Here is a 20,961-nt window from a genome sequence, read left to right as displayed (position 1 = left end):
CAGACGTTTTCAGGCGACGACGACCCGGTTTCGCCCCGTGTCCTTCGCGCGATACAGCGCGGCATCGGCGGCTTCGATCAACGCGTCGGGCGTCGATAGATCGTCGGGCGACACGGTCGCGCAGCCGACGCTGACGCTCACGCGCCCGGCCGGCGAATCGGGCATCGCGAGCTCGAGCCGCAGCACGGCTTCGCGCGCTTCGTCGGCCACCACCCGCGCACCGCGCGCGCCCGTGTTCGGCAGCACGATCGCGAACTCCTCGCCGCCGTAGCGCGCGACGATATCGGCCGGCCGCCGCACCGCGCCGGCCAGTGCATTCGCGACGGCGATCAGGCACGCATCGCCCTTCACGTGGCCGAACGCGTCGTTGTACGCCTTGAAGTGATCGACGTCGACCATCAGCAGCGACAGCGGCTCGCCTTGCCGCCGCGCCTGCAGGAACAGCGTGTGGAAATGGTCGTTGAAGTGGCTGCGGTTGAACGCGCCCGTGAGCCCGTCGCGTGCGGAAGAGCGCACCAGCGTCGCGTGCGCTTCGAACAGTTGCTGGTACAGCATCGTCACTTCCCATGCGAGCACGCACACGAGCACGCCGGGCGTGAACATGCTGAACACGCGCGCGACATACCAGCCGACGGTGAAGCGGTGGGCGGACAGCAGGTTCAGCGTCGTATCGGTGAGGCATGCGAGCACCGCGATCGCGAGCCACAGGTCGAGCGTCGTGCGCAGCCGGCCCGCGGCCAGCACGGCCACGAGCGCAAGCAGGTTGAGGATCCACACGGCGAGCGCGATGCCGTTGACGGGCAGCACGGCCGCGTCGCCGGCCGGATGGAACGCGGGCGGCAGCGACACGTTCAGCGCGAGCGCACACAGGAGCGCCGCCGTGGCGGCCGGGCCGCCGACGAGCGCGACCGTCCAGCGGCGCGTCTCTTTCGCGCCGACCGGGGCGCGGGTCAGCCGCTCGCGTGCGAGCAGCGCGGCCATCACGAAGCACGGAAAGCCGGCATGCCAGAAGATCCACATCCATGCGGCGCTTTGCGGGCGCGCGCCGAGCAGGCCGTGCGGCGCGAACACGCCGGGAAAGGTGAGCAGTTGCAACGCGACGGCGAGTGCGGTGAATGCATAGGCGCCGCCGAGCGCGCCGAGCACGGGCCGGCGCGTCACGGTGAACTGCGCGCCGAGGAAGAACGCCGCGATGCTCGCGGTCGTGAACACGGTGAGCGCGCACATCGGCATGAACGGCTCGACGGCCGGCAGCGCGACGTTCGCGTGCGGCGCGGCGATCCCGAGCGTGAGCAGGATGACGAGCGCCGTCAGCGCGCCGAACCACAGCTGACGTTGCGTCGTGTGCTGGATCAGGATGCCTTCCATGGAGTCCCCCGGACACGCGTGCTCGAACGCCCGATCTTGCGCCGGGTGGCGGCACGCCTGCCGATCGCGGCGCGACCGGTGCGGCCCGATCCTATCGCGTTATGGGGCGCCGCTCAAACACCGAGCCCCGGGCCGAAGTTGCCGGCGACGCAGCGCGTGACGGCGTCGACGTCCGCGTAGTCCTGTTCGGGCAGGCCGTCGAGCATCGACAGCACGTCGTTGCTGGCGCCGGCATCGCGTGCGGCGTCGACGATCGCATCCTTGTTCGCCGGATAGCGGACGGCCGCCAGCACATCGGCGATCTGCAGGTCGATCGTTTCGTTCGGGATATCGTGCGGGGGAGTGGCGGGTTTGTCGTTCACGTCGGCGTCTCGCGGGTTGAGCGGCAATCGGATCGAAGCGCAAGGGGCATGCCCGGCATGTTCCCCGGCCCAGGGTGGCCCGGCCGGCGCGTGCTGCGGATGGCGATGATCGACGTCAATGCCCGCGTCGCACGCGGCGCCACGGATGCTTCCAGTCGATGTGCGGTGCGTGCTCGTCGCGCGGATGCTGGCGACGATGTTCCTGCCAGAGTTCGTCGGAAAACAGTGCAGCCACGATGACGAGCGGCAGCACGAGGAAAATGCCGAGGATGACTTGCTCGAACACGATAGCCTCCTTGCGGTGGCAGGAACCCTTGCTCCCATTCTAGGCTCTGAACTTCGCCCGCGTTCAATTTCTTACAGTGCGGAACGGGCCTGAACGCGGCCCCGGCACGCGGGCGTTCCGCACGTGCGCCGGCAACAAAAAGGACATGAACATGCAACTCCAGAACGATACCAACACGCTCGCGCTGCGGCCGCTGGAGCGCCAGGACCTGCGCTTCGTCCACGAGCTGAACAACGACGCGAAGATCATGCGCTACTGGTTCGAGGAGCCGTACGAAACCTTCTCGGAGCTGTCGCAACTGTACGACCGCCACGTGCACGACCAGCGCGAGCGCCGGTTCGTCGCGGTCGACGCGCAAGACGAACTGGTCGGCCTCGTCGAGCTGATCGAACTCGACTACATCCACCGCCGCGGCGAGTTCCAGATCATCATCGCGCCGCACTGCCAGGGGCGCGGCTACGCGGGCCAGGCGACGCGCCTCGCGATCGAGTACGCGTTCAAGGTGCTGAACATGCGCAAGCTGTACCTGATCGTCGACACGTCGAACGCGGCGGCGATCCACGTGTACGAGAAATGCGGATTCCAGCACGAGGCCGAATTGAAGGAAGAATTTTTCGGGAATGGCGCGTATCACAACGCTTATCGCATGTGCATCTTCCAGCGCGATTATTTCGAACGCCAGCAAGCCGGTCCGAATAAAGCAGGGTAAACGCCACGCCGCGCCACGCCGGTTAAAGGCGCTTGCGAGGAATTCTGCGAGCGCCGAATACATGCGGGGAACTACGGATAAATACGGATGCGCTTATACCTGGCATTTTTCTTGTATCAGGTAAAGGCGATTCCACGCGGCGGTAAAGGCGAATCGTTTCGGATGACTTTATGTGCAATGCATCAAAATGATCCGGACAGCGAAATGGATTATCCAAACCGTTCAATCGCTGCAATGTAACTTTGCTGAAAGCCTTGCCGGATAACGCTTTCCGTCCGGCCGCGCGGGGCGGTCCGCGGTTCGGCCGCCTTTTCCGGGCGCACGTATCGCGCCAAAAACGCACCGCGCGCGGGGTGCGACAATCCGCCGCTATTGCGGTCGCACAACAAATGTGCTTGCTATCGTTTGCCGGTCTTCTAAAGTGAAAAACGCGGGTTCACGATCACCTTTAAACACATAGCTAACCAGCCTGGTGCCCGCAAGCCTGGAGACAGAACATGATGAAGCGTACCGGTATCCTTTTTGCCGTTGTCGGCGCATTTTGCGCTGTGTCGATTGCCCAGGCCGGCGGCGATTCGGCCGTCAAGCCGAAGCAGGAAATCCAGCTGACGAAGAACGCATGGGGCTGCCTGTCGAAAGACAATCTGGACTCCGTACTGAGTCACGAGCGCGACGGCAAGTCGCAGGCGAAGCAGCAGTACTTCGACGACTTCCGCTGCCTGTCGGTGCCGGAAGGGCAGCGCTTCCGCGTGGTGTCGGTCGACCAGGGCGACGTGCAGTTCGTCAGCGCCGACAACAGCGACCAGCAAGGCCTCTGGACCGATTCGCGCTTCGTCAAGCAGTAACGGTCCCTTCATCGCGCAGTCGCACGACGCGCGAGCGTGCCGGCCCCGACGGGCCGGCGGCGCGAATCGAACACGGCCCGGCACCTGCCGGGCCGTTGCGTTGTGGAGCGCATGACGCACGCCGGGCGGCGCGCATTCGGTATCATCACGGCCCGACCGAACCGAATGCCCGCCCGGGCCGCATCCGCATGGCGCTGAAATCCACCATCTACAAAGCCGAACTGCAAATCGCCGACATGGATCGGCACTACTACGCCGATCACGCGCTGACGGTGGCGCGCCATCCGTCGGAGACCGACGACCGGATGATGGTGCGCATCGTCGCGTTCGCGCTGTTCGCGCACGAGCGGCTCGAATTCTGCAAGGGGCTGTCGGACGTCGACGAGCCCGATCTGTGGCAGAAGGACCTGACGGGCGCGATCGACGTGTGGATCGAGGCCGGCCAGCCCGACGAACGGCGCATCTCGAAGGCGGCCGGCCGCGCCGGCCAGGTCACGGTGATCGCGTACGGCGGCAAGACGTCGGATATCTGGTGGCAGGGCGTGCGCAGCAAGGTCGAACGGCTGCGCAACGTGCAGGTGCTGTCGCTCGCCGACGGCGTCGCGGCCGCGCTCGGGCGGCTCGCGGAGCGCACGATGCGCCTGCAATGCACGGTGCAGGACGGCGCCGCGTGGATCTCGAGCGCCGACCACGATCCGGTCGCGGTCGAGTGGACGGTGCTGAAGGCGCGCGAGGGCGCGTGACGGGCCCGCGCGCCGGCCGCGGTCAGCCGAGCGCGGCCGGCGGCCCCTTGAATTCGACCATGTTCCCCTCCGGGTCGAACAGGTAGATAGACGGCCCGTAGCCGCCGGCACCGTAGCGTTCGGCCGGCGCGCCCGGTCGCGCGCCATGCGCGGTGAAATGGGCGATCAGTGCGTCGGGATCGAACGGCTCGACGCGCAGGCACAGGTGATCGAGGTTGCGCCCGGTGCCGGGCGGGCCGCTGTCGGGGCGGTCGATCGGGCCGCCGACGGTCAGCAGGTCGATCAGCGCATCGCCGGCGCGCAGTTGCACGAGGCCCAGATCGGGCTGCTCCTTCTCCACATGGCAGCCGACGGCGTCGCAGTAAAAGCGCGTCATCGCCGCCATGTCGGTCACGCGCAGCACGATGTGATCGATTCCGCGGATGGTGGGCTTCATGGACGGGACTCCTTCGCAGTCGACGAGCATCGAGTGTAGACGCATCGCGCCTGCGTTGCCGGCCGGAAGGCGGCACAATCGACGGACGAAAAAAAGCCCGTTCACGCAGAGCGGAACGGGCTTAATCCATATCAGGAGGAGACATGGAGGAGACAGTTCCAACTATACACACGCCGATGGTGCGACGCAATATTCCGATTGCAAAAAAACGTCAGGACGGCGATTTGTCGCATCCGCACTGCAGCAAAATGATGACGAGACGATGACGAAACCCGCGCTGGAGCGGCCGCCGCGCACGTTTCGTCGGATTTTTCCGGCCGATGCGACCCCGATTCGCCGGCACGAATCACAGAGCAAGATTCAGGGCGCGACGGCATGTGCCGATGTCTAGAGTAGGCACCATCTACACTAGAGAGTGCGAGGTTCAGATGAAAACCGCCTATCCGACCGATGACGCCCGCTGGGGCGCCGTGACCGAGCGCGATCCGCATGCGGACGGCGCGTTCTTCTATGGCGTCAGCACGACCGGCGTGTTCTGCCGCCCGACCTGCGCGTCGCGGCAGCCGCGCCGCGAGAACGTGTCCTTTTTCGTCGATGCTGCGGCCGCGCGCGCGGCCGGCTTCCGGCCCTGCAAGCGTTGCCAGCCGGAAGGGCTGCCGCGCGAGCTGGCGATCGTCAATCGTGCATGCGCGGTGCTCGACGCGCACGCCGAGCGGCTCACGCTGCAGCAGTTGAGCGACGCCGTGCACGTGAGCCCGTTCCACCTACAGCGGCTCTTCAAGCGCGTGGTCGGCGTGTCGCCGCGGCAGTACCAGGCCGCGCAGCGCGGCGCCGCGCTGCGGCAGGCGCTGCAAAGCGGGCAGCCGGTCACGCAGGCGGCCGTCGACGCCGGGTTCAACTCGCCGTCGCGGCTCTATGCGTCGGTGCCGCGCGAGTTGGGGATGGCGCCGTCCGCGTTCCGCCGCCAGGGCGCCGGCCTGCGGATCGACTATGCGACCGCGTCGACGTCGCTCGGCACGGTGCTCGTCGCCGCGACCGAACAGGGGATCTGCCGGATCGCGTTCGGCGACGACGCGGCGTCGCTCGTCGGCGAGCTGAAGGACGCCTTCGCGCGGGCCGAACTCGTCGACTCGCCCGCGCGGCTCGCGCCGTTCGTCACGCAGATCCGCGCGTATCTCGACGGCACGCGGCACGCGTTCGACCTGCCGCTCGACATCGCGCCGACCGCGTTCCAGCAGCGCGTGTGGGAAGCGCTGACGCATATCCCGTACGGCGAAACGCGCAGCTATTCGGAAATCGCCGAGGCGCTCGGCTCGCCGCGCGCGGTGCGGGCGGTCGCGTCCGCCTGCGCGTCGAACCCGGTCGCGCTCGCGATTCCGTGCCACCGCGTCGTGCAAAAGGGCGGCGCGCTCGCCGGCTATCGTTGGGGCGTGCGCCGCAAGGCGACGCTGCTCGCCGCCGAGGCACGCCATGTTCGCAACGACGAAACCGAAGCCGAGACGGAGGGCAGTGCGGTTTGAGCATCGAGAAAACAACGATTACGTCCCTCGCGAACGGCGGCCTCGTGCCGCCGTCCGCGCAGATGGAACTGCGCTACAAGGCGCCGTACGACTGGGCGCGCGTGTTGCGCTTCTTCAGCGGGCGCGCGATTCCGGGCGTCGAGCAGGTCGCCGACGGCGTGTATCGCCGCATCGTCGACCTGCACGGCGAGGCGGGCCGGCTCACCGTCACGAAACATCCGCGCAAGCATTGCCTGATCGCGACCGTCGAAGGGGCGATCGCGCGTCATGTCGACGAGGCATTCGCCGCGCGCGTCGCGACGATGTTCGACCTCGGCGCCGATCCGATTGCGATCGGCACCGGGCTCGCGCGCGATCCGTGGTTCGCGCCGCTCGTCGAGGCCGCGCCGGGGCTGCGTGTGCCGGGCGCATGGTCGGGGTTCGAGCTGGCGGTGCGCGCGATCGTCGGCCAGCAGGTGAGCGTGAAGGCCGCGACGACGATCGTCGGCCGGCTCGTCGAACGGGCCGGCGAACGCGTGATTCATGACGACGACGGCGCGCCCGCGTGGCGTTTCCCGACGCCCGGCGCGCTGGCCGCGTGCGATCTCGACAAGATCGGGATGCCCGGCAAGCGCGTGGCGGCACTGACCGGCGTGGCACGCGCGGTGGCGGCCGGCGACGTGCCGGTCGATCGCGCGCATGCCGATCTCGCGACGCTGCGCGGCGCGTGGCTCGATCTGCCCGGCATCGGCCCGTGGACCGTCGAATACATCGCGATGCGCGCATGGCGCGACCCGGACGCGTGGCCGGCATCGGATCTCGTGCTGATGCAGTCGATCGCTGCGCGCGACCCGGCGCTCGACCGGCTCACCAGTCAGAAGCGCCGCACCGAAGGCTGGCGGCCGTGGCGCGCGTATGCGGCGCTGCATCTGTGGAACGACGTGGCGGACCGGGCGGGCGGCGCGCGCGGCGGGTAAGCGCCGCGGCCCGCGGCCGGGCGCGACAGCAAGGAGGCCGGCCGGGCTGCAACCCGTTGCGCCGGCGGCGCGGGCGTGACGCGGCCCGTCATGGCGATGCCATGCATCCGGCGCCGGCCCGGATGTCGCGCATGCGACGCTTGCGCGACGCGTCGTTTTCCGAACGATTCGGCGGCACGGTTGCACCTGCGGCCGCCCGTTCGCCGTTCATATTCCGTCCGACGAATCGCGGTGACCGGCGTGCCGATCGGCTTCATCCGAAACGGGGGATACGGGCCGGGACTACGGCGCCCGGCCCGTCCGGTGGCCCGCTGGGGCCCGTGTGTCGTACCCGCGGCCACCTCAAGCGCGGGTTTCGGCGAGATGTTAAAGTGCCCGCTACCAACGAAGCGACCAACAATCCAGCCGGCCGCGCGCGGCGTTCTGCGCGCGGCCGTCACGCACTTGCGTCTCCATGTCGAACACCATGACTCACCGCCAGTCCGAACTGCTGCTGAATCGCCTCGACGCGCTGAGCTCGGGCCCGACGCGGCAGCATCTGCCCGACGGCCTGCGCGGCATCGAAAAGGAAAGCCTGCGCGTGACGCGCGACGGGATGATCGCGTTCACGCCGCATCCGCGTGCGCTCGGCTCGGCGCTCACGCATCCGGCGCTGACGACCGACTATTCCGAAGCGCTGATCGAACTGATCACGCCCGCGGAGCGCGACGCCGCGCTCACGCTCGAACGCCTCGACGATCTGCATCGCTACGTGTATGCATCGCTCGGCGACGAGCTGCTGTGGAACGACTCGATGCCGGGCCTGCTGCCGGCCGACGACCAGATCCCGATCGCCGACTACGGCACGTCGAACATCGGCCGCCTGAAGACGGTGTACCGGCGCGGCCTCGCGTATCGCTACGGCCGCACGATGCAGTGCATCGCCGGCATCCACTACAACTACTCGCTGCACGAGGAAGTGTGGCGGCGCCTGCATGCGGACGAAGGGTCGACGGCGACGCTCGTCGATTACCAGTCGGAACGCTATCTCGCGCAGATCCGCAACTTCCGCCGCCGCAGCTGGCTGCTGATGTACCTGTTCGGCGCGTCGCCCGTGCTCGACGCGAAGTTCCTGCGCGGCAAGCCGCACAAGCTCGACACGTTCGACGCCGATACGCTGTACCGGCCGTATGCGACCAGCCTGCGGATGAGCGACCTCGGCTACTCGAACACGACGGCCCAGGCCGCGCTGCACGTCGACTACAACACGCTGCCCGGTTATCTCGACGCGCTGTCGAAGGCCGTGAGCGAGCCGTATCCGGCGTACGAGGCGATCGGCACGCATCGCGACGGCGAGTGGATCCAGATCAACACGAACGTGCTGCAGATCGAGAACGAGTTCTACTCGACGATCCGGCCGAAGCGCGTCACGTATTCGGGCGAGCGGCCGCTGCATGCGCTCGCGTCGCGCGGCGTGCAGTACATCGAAGTGCGCTGCCTCGACATCGATCCGTTCGAGCCGACCGGCATCGCGCTGGAGACCGCGCGCTTCATCGACGCATTCCTGCTCGCGTGCGCGCTCGACGAAAGCGCGCCGCTCGACTGCGACGCGTACAAGGAAGCGAACGCGAATTTCGGCAGCGTGACGCTGGACGGTCGCAAGCCGGGGCTCACGCTGACGCGCGACGGCCAGCCGGTCACGCTGCAGCAGTGGGCCGACGAGCTGATGGGCGATATCGAGATCGTCGGCCGCCGGCTCGACGAAATCCGCGGCGGCGACGAGCATGCGCGTGCGATCGCCGCGCAGCGCGAGAAGCTCGCCGATCCGGAGCGCACGCCGTCCGCGCGCGTGCTGCGCACGATGCGCGAGAACGGCCAGTCGTTCCTCGCGTTCGCGCTCGCGCAGAGCGACGCGCATGCCGCGCATTTCCGCGCGCGTCCGCCGTCGGCCGAGACGCTGCGCACCGAGCAGGCGCTTGCCGCGAAGTCGCTGGCCGAACAGGCCGAGCTCGAAGCGAAGGAGGCCGGATCGTTCGACGCGTTCGTCGCCGCCTATCGCGCCTATACGCTGAACCGCTTCAGCGTGTGACGATCGCGCACGCGGCCGGCGCGGGGAGCGCCGCGCCGCGATGCGATTACATCCGGTTTCGCCGGTGATCAGTGATGGGCGTACGTGCCGCGATCGGCAGCGTGCGGCAGCATCGGCTTGCCCGATTCCGTGTGGGCCCGGCCGTCGCCGCCATAACCGGCAACGTCGCCTTCGCCGCGGGCCCGGGCGGCACGCTGCATGATCGCCTGCATGTTGCGCGGAAAGTCGGGACTGCTTGCGAGGCTCGTCCGGTAGCCGGCGGCCTGCAGTTCCGCGAGTTCCTGGCGGACCTGCGCGCGCGTGAGCGTCGACGTGGCTTGCGCATGCGCGGCGAATGCCGCGCCGATCAGCACGAATGCGCAGGCCGCGTGTTTCATCGTTTTCATCGTGTGGCTCCGTGAGGTTCCGGTGCCGCGCCATCGCCGGCGCGGCCGGAAACGATGCAGCCAGTCTAGGCTTCGGCGGCCGGACGAAACATCCGCGTGGCTGGCAGTCACCTTTTCCGGTCGCGCAACATTGCGCGCACCGGCGAGCCCTGGGGGTTCCTGTCGAACGCGACAGCTGCGCGCCATCTGCCGGCCAGCGTGCGGCGCACGGGGCGCATCGATTCGCCTGCATCGGGCTTCTCCCCCTTGTACAAGCGCGTTGCGCCTCCTAACCTCTTTTAAGCGACCGATCGGTTGGCCGCGCAACGTCGTTGCGTACGCAAGCACCCCGATCGCGGTCGCGACTGCAGGACATCGCCTTGTACCGAACCCGGCGCCCCGAGAGGCGAACACGGGTCGACTCTGGAGACACGATGAATCCCACCGACGCCCTCCCGCCCGGCATCGTCTTCGCGCAACCGTTGACGCCCATTGCCGGCTCGCTGCTCCTGTCGTTCCTCGTCGCCGCGATCCCGATCGCGGTCGCGCTGATCGCGCTCGGCGTGCTGCGCCGCCCCGCGTGGCAGGCGTCGCTCGCGGGGCTCGTCGCGGGCCTCGCGGTCGCGATCGGCGCGTGGGGGATGCCGGCCGGGCTCGCGTTCAACGCGGTCGGCGCGGGCATGGCGCTCGCGGTCGTGCCGGTGATGTGGATCGTCTTCAACGCGCTGCTGCTGTACAACATCGCGGTGAAGTCGGGCCGCTTCGACCAGTTCCGGCAGTGGATGCTCGACAACCTGCCCGACGACCGCCGCCTCGTGCTGCTCGTCGTCGCGTTCTCGTTCGGCTGCCTGCTCGAAGGGATCTCCGGATTCGGCACGCCGGTCGCGATCACGAGCGCGCTATTGATCGCGCTCGGCTTCCCCGCGCTCGAAGCGCTCACCTATACGCTGCTGTTCAATACGGCCCCGGTCGCGTTCGGCGCGCTCGGCGTGCCGATCACCGTGCTCGGCGCGGTCACGTCGCTGCCGCCCGCGACGCTTGCGCAGATGGTCGGCCGCCAGTTGCCGTTCTTCGCGCTGCTGCTGCCGTTCTACGTGGTCGGCGCGTATGGCGGGCTGCGCTCGATCGCGAAGCTGTGGCCGGCGCTGCTCGTGTCGGGCGGCAGCTTCGCGCTCGCGCAGTTCGTCACGTCGAACTTCCTCGGCTACCAGCTCACCGACGTGCTGTCGTCGCTCTCGTCGCTGATCGTGACGATCGGCTTCCTGCAGGTGTGGAAGCCGCAGCCCGATCCGCAATACGCGCTCGCGCGCAGCGTGCCGGCCGCGGCCGGCGCCGCGCGCGCGGGCTTCGGCGGCTGGCTGCCGTGGCTCGTCGTGTCGGTGGTCGTGATCGTGTGGGTGCACGCGAACATCGCGGCGATCGGCGACGTGAAGATCAAGTGGCCGGGCCTGCACAACGCCGTGTACGTGTCGCTGTACCACAAGCCGTATGCGGCGATCTGGGATTTCCAGCCGCTCGGCACGGGCACCGCGATTCTCGTGTCGGCGATCGTCACGGCCGCGCTGACGCGCACCGGCCCCGGCGCGTTCGTCGAATGCGCGGTGAAGACGTGGCGGCAGACGTGGATCGCGATCGTCACGGTGATGATGATCGTCGGGCTCGCGTACCTGCTGAACTACTCGGGCATCAGCTACACGCTCGGCACCGGCGTCGCGTCGACGGGCGCGCTGTTCCCGCTGGTGTCGGCATCGCTCGGCTGGATCGCGGTGTTCCTGTCCGGCAGCGACACGTCGGGCAACGCGCTGTTCGGCAACCTGCAGGTCGTCGCCGCGCGGCAGCTCGGCCTCGATCCGGTGCTGATGGCCGCGACCAACTCGTCGGGCGGCGTGATGGGCAAGATGATCTCGCCGCAGAACATCGCGACGGGCGTGTCGACGACGGACCTGAAAGGGCAGGAAGGCCTCGTGTTCGCGCGTACCTTCTGGCATAGCGTGATCCTCACGCTGTTGCTCGGCGTGCTGGTGTTCCTGCAGCAGCACGTGCTGACCTGGATGATTCCGGCGCTGCCGAAGTGAGCGGCGGCGCCGCGACAGCACGAAGGCACGAGGAAAACGACGAGGGAAGGCGCGGGAACAGCGCCACGTAGTGCGCGGAGGCGGTGAGTGCGCGGTGGTTCAGCGCGCGCTCACCCGCCGCAACGTTCGTCCGGCTTCATCCGCGCCGGCCGCTGCGCCGCCGCCCGGCAGGATGCACGCGAGGAACGCGTCGATCGCGGGGCTCTGGCGGCGCGCTTTCAGGTAGTACACGTATTCGTCGATCGTCGTGTCGACGCCGCGCAGCGCGATCACGCGCAAGTCCGGATGGCGCTCGGCCTCGCCGAGCGGAAAGAGGCTGCCGCCCACCCCGTGCAGGATCGCCTCGCGAATCGCTTCGCGGCTGCCGATCTCGGCGACCGAGGCGGCCGCGACGCCGGCCGTGGCGAGGATCGTCTCCGTGCAGCGGCGCGTGACCGACCCTTCCTCGCGGATCAGCAGCCGCACGTCGGCGAGCCGCGCCGCGTCGATCGAATCGAAGCGCGCGAGCGGATGATCGCGATGCACGACGAGCACGAGCGGATCGGTGGAGATCACCCGGCGTTCGAGGCCGTCGGCGTCGTTGCGCTGCGACGAGACCGCGAGATCGATGCGGAATTCCTGCAGCGCCTGCAGGATTTCCTCGGAGTTGCCGATCCGGCACGTGAGCGCGATCGACGGATGCGCGCTCGAGAAGCGGCCGACCGCATCCATGATGTAGTACGGGCCCGTCGCGCCGATCCGCAGGTGGCCTTCGAACAGGCCGCCGACGTTGCGCAGCATGATGTCGGCCTGCGCCTCCAGCGCGATCATCTTCTCGACGAGCGGCAACAGCTCGATGCCCGTCTCGGTCACCTCGAGCTTGCGGCCGCTGCGGTAGAACAGCTCGACGCCGTACATCTGCTCGACCTGCCGGATCTGCGCGGCGATCGTCGGCTGGCTGACGCCCAGGTGGCGCGCGGCGCGCGTGATGCTGCCCTGCCGGACGGTCGCGTGAAACGCCTTCAGCTGATCGAACACGACTCGGCTTCTCCCCCCTCTTCATCGCGCGTCAGCGTAGCGCAGGCGTGTGTCGGCCGCATGAAAGGCGCGCCGTGCGCGACTTCGAAAAAAAGCTGGGGATGACCGCAAGAAACCTGCGGGAACCGGTCACGGCCGGGACACGCCGGTGCGGGGTAATGACGGCGACGCAGATCGCCGGCCCCGCTCGCCCGGCGACCCCACTCCCACCGACCACAGGGTGCTTTTCATGTCCTCGAACAATCGACGCGATTTCCTGCGCCTCGCCGCGCAGTCGGCCGGCGCGATGGCCGCCTATGCGGGCTTCCCGCCCGCGATCCGCAATGCGCTGGCGATGCCGGCCGCCTATCGCACCGGCACGATCCGCGACGTGGAACACGTCGTGATCTTCATGCAGGAAAACCGTTCGTTCGACCATTACTTCGGCGGGCTGCGCGGCGTGCGCGGTTTCGACGACCCGCGTCCGCACCTGCTGCCGAACGGCGCACCGGTGTGGCAGCAGCCGCCGGCGTCGGTGTTCACGAAGAACTACCATTCGCGCGGGCTCGATCCGTCGGCGCCGTACGTGCTGCCGTTCTATCTCGACCCGAAGCAGACGACCGAATTCCAGCCGGGCACCAACCACGGCTGGAGCAGCGGCCACCTCGCCTGGAACAACGGCCAGTGGGACCAGTGGGTGAACCAGAAGCAGGACGTGCTGACGATGGGCTACCTGAAGCGCCAGGATCTCACGTACCACTACGCGCTGGCCGACGCGTTCACGATCTGCGATTCGTACTTCTGCTCCGCGCATGCCGACACGGCGCCGAACCGCATCTACCTGTGGACCGGCACGATCGACTCGCGCAACGTCTACGGCAGCGCGCCGAACGGCCCGGGCATCGGCGAGCGCAACGACGTGAACGGCTACACGTGGACGACCTACGCCGAACGCCTCGAGAACGCGAAGATCAGCTGGAAGGTGTACCAGGGCGGCACCGGCATCCCGGGTGATCCGACCGACAACTACACCGACAACTCGCTGATGTTCTTCAAGCGCTTCCAGGTGAAGGAAGGCGCGAGCGGCCCGCTCGTCGACAAGGGCGCGTCGAACCACACGCTCGCCGAACTGAAGGCCGACGTGCAGGCCAACCGCCTGCCGCAGGTGTCGTGGATCGTGTCGCCGTACAAGTACAGCGAGCACCCGCAGGCGTCGCCGACCGACGGCGCGTTCTACATCAACATGGTGCTCGAGGCGCTGACGTCGAACCCCGAGGTGTGGGCGAAGACGGTGTTCATCCTGAACTACGACGAGAACGACGGGCTGTTCGACCACGTCGTGCCGCCGGTGCCGCCGGTCACGAGCGGCGTGGGCGGGCAGGGCATCGTGTCGTCGAACCTGCTGTCGACCCTCGGCGACGAACTGCTCGACCTGAACAAGTACCCGGGCGAAATGAGCCCGCTCGTGCCGGGCGCCGACCCGGGCGGCATCCAGCCGATCGGCCTCGGGCCGCGCGTGCCGCTGATCATCATTTCGCCGTGGACGAAGGGCGGCTGGGTCTGCTCGGAGACGTTCGACCATACGTCGGTGCTGCGTTTCCTCGAAGCGCGTTTCGGCGTGCAGGAGCCGAACATCAGCGCGTGGCGCCGGTCGATCTGCGGCGACCTCACGTCGGCGTTCGACTTCTCCGCGCGACCCGACACGCGCACGGTGAGTTTCACGGTGCCGCAGCACATCGCGACCGCCGGCCAGGCGTACCAGGTGCCCGCGCGGCAGTCGATGCCGACGCAGGAGCCCGGCACGCGTCCGGCGCGTGCGCTGCCGTACGAGTTGTTCGTGCATAGCCGCGTGGGCGCGCATGACGACACCGTGTCGCTCGACTTCGCGAACACCGGCGATGCGGGCGCCGCGTTCTACGTGTACGACCGCCGCAACCCGGCGACGCCGCCGCGCCGCTACGCGGTGTCCGCGCACGACCGCTTCGTCGATACGTGGAGCACGTCGGCCGCGCGCGGCGACTACCATCTGGCCGCCTACGGCCCCAACGGCTATCTGTGCGAATTCCAGGGCAATACGCGGCTTGCCGCGGACGGCCGACACGCGAACCCGGAAGCGAAGATCGGCTACGACGTGCGCAACCGCCACGTGTATCTGCAACTGCGCAACAGCGGGCGTGCGACCTGCCGCGTGACGGTCGACAACGCGTACAGCCATGCGCATGCCCGCACGTACACGCTGGAGCCGGGCGAGCGCGTCGAGGGGCATTTCGAGCTCGCGTCGAGCCACGGCTGGTACGATCTGACGATCACCGCGACAACGCTGCACGGCGGCGACGACAAGGTCGTGCGCCGCTTCGCGGGCCACGTCGAGACGGGCCGGCCGAGCCAGAGCGATCCGGGGCCGGTGAAGCGCACGGCCTGACGGACCGTCCGGGCGTCGCGCGGTGCGGGGATGGTTTCCTGCATCGCGCGGCGGCGGCGGGCCGGTCGTGCTCCGGCGCGCGGGACCGGCTTTTGGAAACTGAAAACTGTTGACAATATGCCGGGGCGACGGTATACAGCGATCATTCGCCGTATGGCGCCCTCGTTCTCACCCCCAGCTCCGCTGCCCGCCCGACCATGACTGTCCCGAACGCGCTCAACGCCATCGAACTCCTGCAAAGCCAGTCGCTCGCGATGATCGTCCAGGACATGCTCGAGCGCGCGATCGTGTCCGGCGAATACGCACCGGGCGAAAAGCTCAACGAAGTCGACATCGCGACCAGGCTGAACGTGTCGCGCGGCCCGGTGCGCGAGGCGTTTCGCGCGCTGGAGCAAGCCGGCCTGCTGCGCAACGAGAAGAACCGCGGCGTGACCGTGCGCGTCGTGCCGCTGCGCGAGGCCGAGGAGATCTACGAAGTGCGCGCGATGCTCGACGAATCGGTCGCGCGCGCGCTCGCGAAGCGCATCTCGCCCGACACGCTGAAAGTGCTGAAGGGCATCATCCAGTCGATGAAGGACGCCGCGAAGAAACACGACGTCACGCGCTATACCGAGCTGAACGTGCAGTTCCACGACGCGATGGTCGTCGGCGTCGGCAATACGCATCTCACCGATACGTATCGCCGGCTCGTGCGCCAGCTTGGCCTGCTGCGCCAGGCGGCGATCGAGGCCGAGCAGGATGCGATCGCGGTGTCGGCGGCCGAGCACGACAAGATCGTGCAGGCGCTCGCGGCCGGCGACGAGGACAAGGCCGTCGCGCTCGTGCGCGAGCACGTCGCGCATGGCCTCGCGCGGATGCGCCGTACGCACGAGCAGGGGCTGCCTGCTACCGGCAAGGCGGCGCGGGAGAAGGCCGGCGCGTGAGTGGCGGCGCTATCTGTCACCGCACGTTGACGACGAAAGGCCGTGGAGCGGCTGGATTGCGACCTTTCACGGTTCGAGTCGCCAGCTCGGCGCACGGCCCGCTCGTGCTGCCGAGTACCGTGACGCAACGCGGTCTGCCTGCCGAGTAGGTGATTCGATACGTCTTCCGAATGATGTAATCACCCCTTGTCGGCCTTCCCCGCCGCGCTCGCAAACTTCGCGAGCCACGTATCAACCGCCGACGGCTTTCGATTCTCGTCCTCCGCGCGCTCCTTGCGACGGATCGCGTTGCGCACGACGTGCGCGCCGACATAGCGGATTGGCTCCGGCGGGAAATGGCCGAGCGGGCCGCGCACGATCGGGCTGCGCGTCCACGCGTTGTCGAGCCCGAGCACGAGCGACGACAGGATTTGCCCGCCCATGTACGTCGGCCCGACGCCGTTGCCCGAATAGCCGAAGCCATAGAACACGTTCGGCGCGCCGTCGAGGCGGCCGAAGAACGGAAAGCCCGTCACCGAGCGATCCGACGGCCCGTTCCAGCTCGCGGTGATCGGCACGCCCGCAAGCGACGGGAAGAATTCGCGCAGGCTGCGCGTGAGCTGCGCCTCGTACGGCGAGCGGCGGTCGAACACGGGCGCGATGCGGCTGCGCCATGAGAACGTGTTGCCGCCCTTGCCGAGCATCAGCCGCCCGTCGGGCGTCGTGCGGTAGTAGTACACGAAGATCCGCGAATCGAGCACCGACACGCCGTCCACGAGCCCGGTCCGCGCCAGCAGCTCCGGACATTTCTCGGTGATGACCATGTCGCTCGACACGACCGCGATCGTCCGTTCGAACTGCGGGAAGCGGCTCGCCATCCACGCGTTGATCGCGAACACGAGCTTGCTCGCCGTGACGCTGCCGGACGGCGTGCGCACGACGGCCGGCTGGCCGGGCGTGAAGTCGAGCATCGCCGTGCGCTCGTAGATCCGGATGCCCATCGCGCGTGCGACGCGGCGCAGCCCGCGCACGAGCTTGCCGGGATGCACGGTCGCGGCGATCGGCGAGTAGACGCCGTCGAGATTGCGCGCGGAGCCCGAGCGGCGCGCGACTTCGGCGGGCGGCAGCGGCGCGTAGCTGTGGATGCCGCACGCGGCGAGCGCGTCGAGCACCGGCGCGAGCGTGCCGACCTGCGCGCGCGACGTCGCGGTGTACAGCGTGCCGTCGAGCCGCAGTTCGGCATCGATGTCGTGCGCGCGGCAGAAATCGGCGATGTGCTGCACGGCCGCTTCCGATGCCTTCACGAGCCGGATCGCCTCGGCTTCGCCGAACAGCCGCCGCAGCGTCAGGAATTTCGCGGACCACGTGAGCAGGCAGCCGCCGTTGCGGCCGCTCGCGCCGGCGCCGCACAGGTCGGCCTCGAGGATCGCGATGTCGAGCGCCGGGTGCTGCTGCTTCGCCTGGATCGCGGTCCAGAGGCCCGTGAAGCCGCCGCCGACGATGCATACGTCGGCCTGCGTCGCGCCTTGCAGCGCGGGGGCGAGATCGCCATCGTTGAACAGCGCTTGTTCGATCCAGAAAGGTCGCATCGGGTGTCGTACCGGTAAGGGTGGCAGGTTGCCGTGCCGCACACGGCGCAGAAACGAAAACCAGTGCGAACGCGAAACCGCCGCACCGCGATGCAGGGCGGCGGGGCCGCGCGCCGCCGTGCGGCCCGATTCGCCGAGCGAGGCCCTCTCCTTGTGGGCGTGCGGCGCACGCCGTCGCCTTGCGCGTGTTGGCGATCGCGGCAACTGCTCCCGGAATACCGACTTCGCCGAAGTGGCCGATGCAGCCGACGCGGAACGCGTCGACTTTGGCGAGCTTGCCCCGATACCGAATGTAGCCGCGCTTTTTGACCGCCGGATAAACACCGCGCCGCGACACGAGGCGGACGGAGTGGACCCTTTCTTCATGCGCCTCGTCCATCCGCCTCTTGCTTTCTGTTCTCTGCATGTTGTTGACAATCTACAAATCATCGATTTTAATGTCAAGCGTCGAAAACAGCAGTGGGGCGCGGCGTGGGCGCCGACGGCTCACCCCTTCGACCTGAAAGGAACGAACGTCATGCCTGAAACGCCTGTATCCGTGGAAGTGAACGGCCGCCGCTACAACTGGATGAGCCGGCCCGTGGTGGTCGTCTGCGTCGATGGCTGCGCATACGAATATCTGGAAGAAGCCGCCGAGGCCGGCGTCGCGCCGTTCCTGCGCACGCTGCTGAAGCCGGGTACCGCCTTCAAGGGCGAATGCGTGGTGCCGAGCTTCACGAACCCGAACAACCTGTCGATCGTCACCGGCGTGCCGCCGGCGATCCACGGGATCAGCGGCAACTACTTCTACGATCGCGACACCGGCGCCGAGGTGCTGATGAACGATCCGAAGTATCTGGTCGCCCCCACCGTGCTCGCGACGTTCGCCGAACAGGGCGCGCGCGTCGCGGTCGTCACCGCGAAGGACAAGCTGCGCCGCCTGCTCGGCAAGGGGCTCGACGGCATCTGCTTCTCGTCGGAAAAGGCCGACGAAGCAAGCGTCGAGGAAAACGGCATCGACAACGTGCTCGAGCTGGTCGGCAAGCCGGTGCCGAGCGTGTACAGCGCGGAGCTGTCGGAATTCGTGTTCGCGGCCGGCGTGCGCCTGCTGGAGACGCGCCCGATCGACCTGATGTACCTGTCGACCACCGACTACGTGCAGCACAAGTGCGCGCCCGGCACGCCCGGCGCGAACGCGTTCTACGCGATGATGGACGGCTACCTGCGGCGCCTCGACGAACTCGGCGCGATCGTCGCGATCACCGCCGATCACGGGATGAACGCGAAGCACGACGACACGACCGGCGAGCCGAACGTGATCTACCTGCAGGCGCTGTTCGACGAATGGCTCGGCCACGATGCGGCGCGCGTGATCCTGCCGATCACCGATCCGTACGTCGTGCACCACGGCGCGCTCGGTTCGTTCGCGACCGTCTACGTGCCGGCAACGGCCGATGCCGAGGCGCTGCGCGCGCGGCTCGCCGCGGTCGACGGCATCGAGCTCGCGCTGACGGGCGCCGAAGGCTGCGCGCGCTTCGAGCTGCCGCCCGCGCGGATGGGCGACCTGATCGTGATCTCGAAGCAGGACGTCGTGCTCGGCACGCGTCGCATCGGGCACGACCTGTCGGGCCTCGACGTGCCGCTGCGCTCGCACGGCGGGATCTCCGAGCAGATCGTGCCGCTGATCTTCAGCAGGCCGGTCGCGACCGACGTCACGGGCCGCGCGCGGCTGCGCAACTTCGACATCATCGACATCGTGCTCAACCATCTGCAGTGATGCACGCGCATCCGTGGGGGATACAGTCATGAACGCCATCGCAGCATCGGCGGCCGTCCGCGGAATTCGTCGCGAAGCACTGCGAATCGACGGCGAACGAATTCAGCGGGATGCGGTGATCGAAGTACGCAACCCGTACGACGGCGCGCTGGTCGGCACCGTGCCGAAGGCGACGCTCGACGACGTGCGCCGCGCATTCGCGGTCGCGCATGCGTACCGGCCGACGCTCACGCGCCACGATCGCGCGGCGATCCTGCGTCGCGCGGCCGACATCGTGCGTGCGCGCACCGCGGAGATCGCGGCGCTGATCACGGCCGAGTCCGGGTTGTGCGTCAAGGATTCGACGTACGAGGCCGGCCGCGTGGCCGACGTCCTGACGTTCGGCGCGGGCGAAGTGCTGAAGGACGACGGCCAGATCTTCTCGTGCGATCTGACGCCGCACGGCAAGAAGCGCCGCGTGTACACGCAGCGCGATCCGCTGCTCGGCGTGATTTCGGCGATCACGCCGTTCAATCACCCGATGAACCAGGTCGCGCACAAGATCGTGCCGTCGGTGGCGACCAACAACCGGATCGTCGTGAAGCCGTCGGAGAAGGTGCCGCTGTCGTGCTACCGGTTCGCGGACATCCTGTACGAGGCCGGCTTGCCGCCGCAGATGCTGCAGGTGATCACCGGCGACCCGAAGGAGATCGCCGACGAACTGATCACGAACCCGGCGATCGACCTCATCACGTTTACCGGCGGCGTGGCGATCGGCAAGTCGATCGCCGCGCGGATGGGCTACCGGCGCGCGGTGCTCGAACTCGGCGGCAACGATCCGATCATCGTGATGGAGGACGCCGATCTCGACGAAGCGAGCACGCTCGCGGTGTCGGGCTCGTACCGAAACTCGGGGCAGCGCTGCACGGCGATCAAGCGGATGCTCGTGCACGAGGCGGTGGCCGATCGCTTCACGGCGCTGGTCGTCGAGAAGACGCGCGCGTGGTCGTACGGCAATCCGTCCGATCCGTCGGTCGACATGGGCACGGTGATCGACGAGGCGGCCGCGAAGTTCTGCGAGCAGCAGGTGAACGACGCGATCGCGCGCGGCGCGCGGCTGCTGGTCGGCAACGTGCGCGACGGCGCGCTGTATGCGCCGACGGTCGTCGATCGCGTGACGCCCGACATGCCGCTGGTCAAGCATGAAACCTTCGGCCCGGTGTCGCCGATCATGCGTTTTCGCGACATCGACGAAGCGATCCGGATGTCGAACAGCACCGACTACGCGCTGTCGTCGTCGGTGTGCACGAACCGCTTCGATCACATCACGCGCTTCATCACCGAGCTGGAGGTCGGCAGCGTGAACGTGCGCGAGGTGCCCGGCTATCGGCTCGAACTGACGCCGTTCGGCGGCGTGAAGGATTCGGGGCTCGGGTACAAGGAAGGCGTGCAGGAGGCGATGAAGAGCTTCACGAATACGAAGACGTATTCGCTGCCGTGGTAAGCGACGCGTAAGACGCCCGCGCCCGGACTATAGCCGGCGCGGGCGTTATTCGATCGGCTCATATCGTTAGCCGATTTGCG

General features: G+C 68.0%; 18 protein-coding genes and 1 pseudogene. 11 read left to right on the top strand and 8 right to left on the bottom strand.

The features are described 5' to 3' along the window. Positions 1 to 9: 9 nt before the first annotated feature. The 3 genes from HWX62_RS17285 to HWX62_RS17275 form a co-directional block, all read right to left on the bottom strand. The gene (locus HWX62_RS17285) at positions 10 to 1,368 is read right to left on the bottom strand and encodes a sensor domain-containing diguanylate cyclase (RefSeq protein WP_175932803.1); all 1,359 of its coding nucleotides are present in this window, start codon (positions 1,366 to 1,368) and stop codon (positions 10 to 12) included. A 113-nt stretch (positions 1,369 to 1,481) separates the two neighbouring features. Beyond that, positions 1,482 to 1,730, bottom strand: a complete 249-nt coding sequence (locus tag HWX62_RS17280) for a DUF2795 domain-containing protein (protein ID WP_175932804.1) — start codon at positions 1,728 to 1,730, stop codon at positions 1,482 to 1,484. A 115-nt stretch (positions 1,731 to 1,845) separates the two neighbouring features. Next, entirely contained in the window at positions 1,846 to 2,016 is a 171-nt protein-coding gene (locus HWX62_RS17275; protein WP_175932805.1) for a hypothetical protein, read from the bottom strand. 151 nt (positions 2,017 to 2,167) lie between these two features. Between HWX62_RS17275 and speG the strand changes: the two genes are divergently transcribed. The 3 genes from speG to HWX62_RS17260 all read left to right on the top strand — a co-directional run bounded on the left by speG (position 2,168) and on the right by HWX62_RS17260 (position 4,313). Beyond that, positions 2,168 to 2,725 carry a spermidine N1-acetyltransferase gene (gene speG / locus HWX62_RS17270; RefSeq protein ID WP_175932806.1) on the top strand — a complete coding sequence of 186 codons (558 nt, stop codon included), beginning with the start codon at positions 2,168 to 2,170 and terminating at the stop codon, positions 2,723 to 2,725. 497 nt (positions 2,726 to 3,222) lie between these two features. Next, positions 3,223 to 3,570: a hypothetical protein gene (locus HWX62_RS17265; protein ID WP_175932807.1), complete on the top strand. Its 348-nt coding sequence runs from the start codon at positions 3,223 to 3,225 to the stop codon at positions 3,568 to 3,570. A gap of 188 nt (positions 3,571 to 3,758) precedes the next feature. Beyond that, complete coding sequence (locus HWX62_RS17260) at positions 3,759 to 4,313, top strand: YaeQ family protein (protein ID WP_069618258.1); 555 nt, start codon at positions 3,759 to 3,761, stop codon at positions 4,311 to 4,313. Positions 4,314 to 4,335: 22 nt separating this feature from the next. On the opposite strand, the gene HWX62_RS17255 is transcribed toward HWX62_RS17260, so the two are convergent. Continuing rightward, complete coding sequence (locus HWX62_RS17255; protein ID WP_175932808.1) at positions 4,336 to 4,749, bottom strand: VOC family protein; 414 nt, start codon at positions 4,747 to 4,749, stop codon at positions 4,336 to 4,338. Between the two features lie 428 nt (positions 4,750 to 5,177). Between HWX62_RS17255 and ada the strand changes: the two genes are divergently transcribed. The 3 genes from ada (at position 5,178) to gshA (ending at position 9,293) form a co-directional block, all read left to right on the top strand. Further along, positions 5,178 to 6,269 (top strand): bifunctional DNA-binding transcriptional regulator/O6-methylguanine-DNA methyltransferase Ada, encoded by a 1,092-nt coding sequence (gene ada, locus HWX62_RS17250; RefSeq protein ID WP_175932809.1) that lies wholly within the window; start codon positions 5,178 to 5,180, stop codon positions 6,267 to 6,269. Further along, complete coding sequence (locus HWX62_RS17245) at positions 6,266 to 7,225, top strand: AlkA N-terminal domain-containing protein (RefSeq protein ID WP_175932810.1); 960 nt, start codon at positions 6,266 to 6,268, stop codon at positions 7,223 to 7,225. The genes ada and HWX62_RS17245 overlap by 4 nt, the downstream gene beginning before the upstream one ends. A 454-nt stretch (positions 7,226 to 7,679) precedes the next feature. Continuing rightward, positions 7,680 to 9,293 carry a glutamate--cysteine ligase gene (gene gshA / locus HWX62_RS17240; RefSeq protein WP_175932811.1) on the top strand — a complete coding sequence of 538 codons (1,614 nt, stop codon included), beginning with the start codon at positions 7,680 to 7,682 and terminating at the stop codon, positions 9,291 to 9,293. 68 nt (positions 9,294 to 9,361) lie between these two features. On the opposite strand, the gene HWX62_RS17235 is transcribed toward gshA, so the two are convergent. After that, positions 9,362 to 9,679, bottom strand: a complete 318-nt coding sequence (locus tag HWX62_RS17235) for a DUF4148 domain-containing protein (protein WP_175932812.1) — start codon at positions 9,677 to 9,679, stop codon at positions 9,362 to 9,364. A gap of 413 nt (positions 9,680 to 10,092) precedes the next feature. Between HWX62_RS17235 and HWX62_RS17230 the strand changes: the two genes are divergently transcribed. Further along, the gene (locus HWX62_RS17230; protein WP_175932813.1) at positions 10,093 to 11,733 is read left to right on the top strand and encodes an L-lactate permease; all 1,641 of its coding nucleotides are present in this window, start codon (positions 10,093 to 10,095) and stop codon (positions 11,731 to 11,733) included. A 99-nt stretch (positions 11,734 to 11,832) separates the two neighbouring features. On the opposite strand, the gene HWX62_RS17225 is transcribed toward HWX62_RS17230, so the two are convergent. Next, positions 11,833 to 12,750: a LysR family transcriptional regulator gene (locus HWX62_RS17225; RefSeq protein WP_175932814.1), complete on the bottom strand. Its 918-nt coding sequence runs from the start codon at positions 12,748 to 12,750 to the stop codon at positions 11,833 to 11,835. 229 nt (positions 12,751 to 12,979) lie between these two features. Here HWX62_RS17225 and HWX62_RS17220 point away from each other — a divergent pair, with 229 nt between their 5' ends. Then, positions 12,980 to 15,151 carry a phospholipase C, phosphocholine-specific gene (locus HWX62_RS17220; protein ID WP_175932815.1) on the top strand — a complete coding sequence of 724 codons (2,172 nt, stop codon included), beginning with the start codon at positions 12,980 to 12,982 and terminating at the stop codon, positions 15,149 to 15,151. Between the two features lie 197 nt (positions 15,152 to 15,348). After that, the gene (locus tag HWX62_RS17215; protein WP_175932816.1) at positions 15,349 to 16,074 is read left to right on the top strand and encodes a phosphonate utilization associated transcriptional regulator; all 726 of its coding nucleotides are present in this window, start codon (positions 15,349 to 15,351) and stop codon (positions 16,072 to 16,074) included. A gap of 179 nt (positions 16,075 to 16,253) precedes the next feature. Here the strand turns inward: HWX62_RS17215 and HWX62_RS17210 are convergent, their stop codons facing one another. Beyond that, positions 16,254 to 17,642: an FAD-dependent oxidoreductase gene (locus HWX62_RS17210; RefSeq protein WP_175932817.1), complete on the bottom strand. Its 1,389-nt coding sequence runs from the start codon at positions 17,640 to 17,642 to the stop codon at positions 16,254 to 16,256. Between the two features lie 175 nt (positions 17,643 to 17,817). Beyond that, positions 17,818 to 17,952: pseudogene (locus HWX62_RS17205) on the bottom strand (2-aminoethylphosphonate--pyruvate aminotransferase); the annotation flags it as partial. Positions 17,953 to 18,159: 207 nt separating this feature from the next. Here HWX62_RS17205 and phnA point away from each other — a divergent pair. Together phnA and phnY are read left to right on the top strand one after the other, a co-directional pair. Beyond that, the gene (gene phnA, locus HWX62_RS17200) at positions 18,160 to 19,398 is read left to right on the top strand and encodes a phosphonoacetate hydrolase (protein ID WP_175932818.1); all 1,239 of its coding nucleotides are present in this window, start codon (positions 18,160 to 18,162) and stop codon (positions 19,396 to 19,398) included. A 28-nt stretch (positions 19,399 to 19,426) separates the two neighbouring features. Further along, positions 19,427 to 20,881: a phosphonoacetaldehyde dehydrogenase gene (gene phnY / locus HWX62_RS17195; protein WP_175932819.1), complete on the top strand. Its 1,455-nt coding sequence runs from the start codon at positions 19,427 to 19,429 to the stop codon at positions 20,879 to 20,881. The last annotated feature ends 80 nt before the right edge of the window (positions 20,882 to 20,961 follow it).

It is taken from the genome of Burkholderia sp. BCC0506, from assembly GCF_902833145.1.
GTDB lineage: Bacteria > Pseudomonadota > Gammaproteobacteria > Burkholderiales > Burkholderiaceae > Burkholderia.
Note: the sequence above shows the minus strand (reverse complement) of the source record. Positions and strands in the feature narration are given on the sequence as shown.

Coding starts and splice junctions, on each gene's coding strand:
- HWX62_RS17285 (WP_175932803.1), bottom strand. CDS start 1,368: ATGGAAGGCATCCTGATCCAGCACACGACGCAACGTCAGCTGTGGTTC.
- speG (WP_175932806.1), top strand. CDS start 2,168: ATGCAACTCCAGAACGATACCAACACGCTCGCGCTGCGGCCGCTGGAG.
- HWX62_RS17265 (WP_175932807.1), top strand. CDS start 3,223: ATGATGAAGCGTACCGGTATCCTTTTTGCCGTTGTCGGCGCATTTTGC.
- HWX62_RS17260 (WP_069618258.1), top strand. CDS start 3,759: ATGGCGCTGAAATCCACCATCTACAAAGCCGAACTGCAAATCGCCGAC.
- HWX62_RS17255 (WP_175932808.1), bottom strand. CDS start 4,749: ATGAAGCCCACCATCCGCGGAATCGATCACATCGTGCTGCGCGTGACC.
- ada (WP_175932809.1), top strand. CDS start 5,178: ATGAAAACCGCCTATCCGACCGATGACGCCCGCTGGGGCGCCGTGACC.
- gshA (WP_175932811.1), top strand. CDS start 7,680: ATGTCGAACACCATGACTCACCGCCAGTCCGAACTGCTGCTGAATCGC.
- HWX62_RS17235 (WP_175932812.1), bottom strand. CDS start 9,679: ATGAAAACGATGAAACACGCGGCCTGCGCATTCGTGCTGATCGGCGCG.
- HWX62_RS17230 (WP_175932813.1), top strand. CDS start 10,093: ATGAATCCCACCGACGCCCTCCCGCCCGGCATCGTCTTCGCGCAACCG.
- HWX62_RS17220 (WP_175932815.1), top strand. CDS start 12,980: ATGTCCTCGAACAATCGACGCGATTTCCTGCGCCTCGCCGCGCAGTCG.
- HWX62_RS17215 (WP_175932816.1), top strand. CDS start 15,349: ATGACTGTCCCGAACGCGCTCAACGCCATCGAACTCCTGCAAAGCCAG.
- HWX62_RS17210 (WP_175932817.1), bottom strand. CDS start 17,642: ATGCGACCTTTCTGGATCGAACAAGCGCTGTTCAACGATGGCGATCTC.
- phnA (WP_175932818.1), top strand. CDS start 18,160: ATGCCTGAAACGCCTGTATCCGTGGAAGTGAACGGCCGCCGCTACAAC.
- phnY (WP_175932819.1), top strand. CDS start 19,427: ATGAACGCCATCGCAGCATCGGCGGCCGTCCGCGGAATTCGTCGCGAA.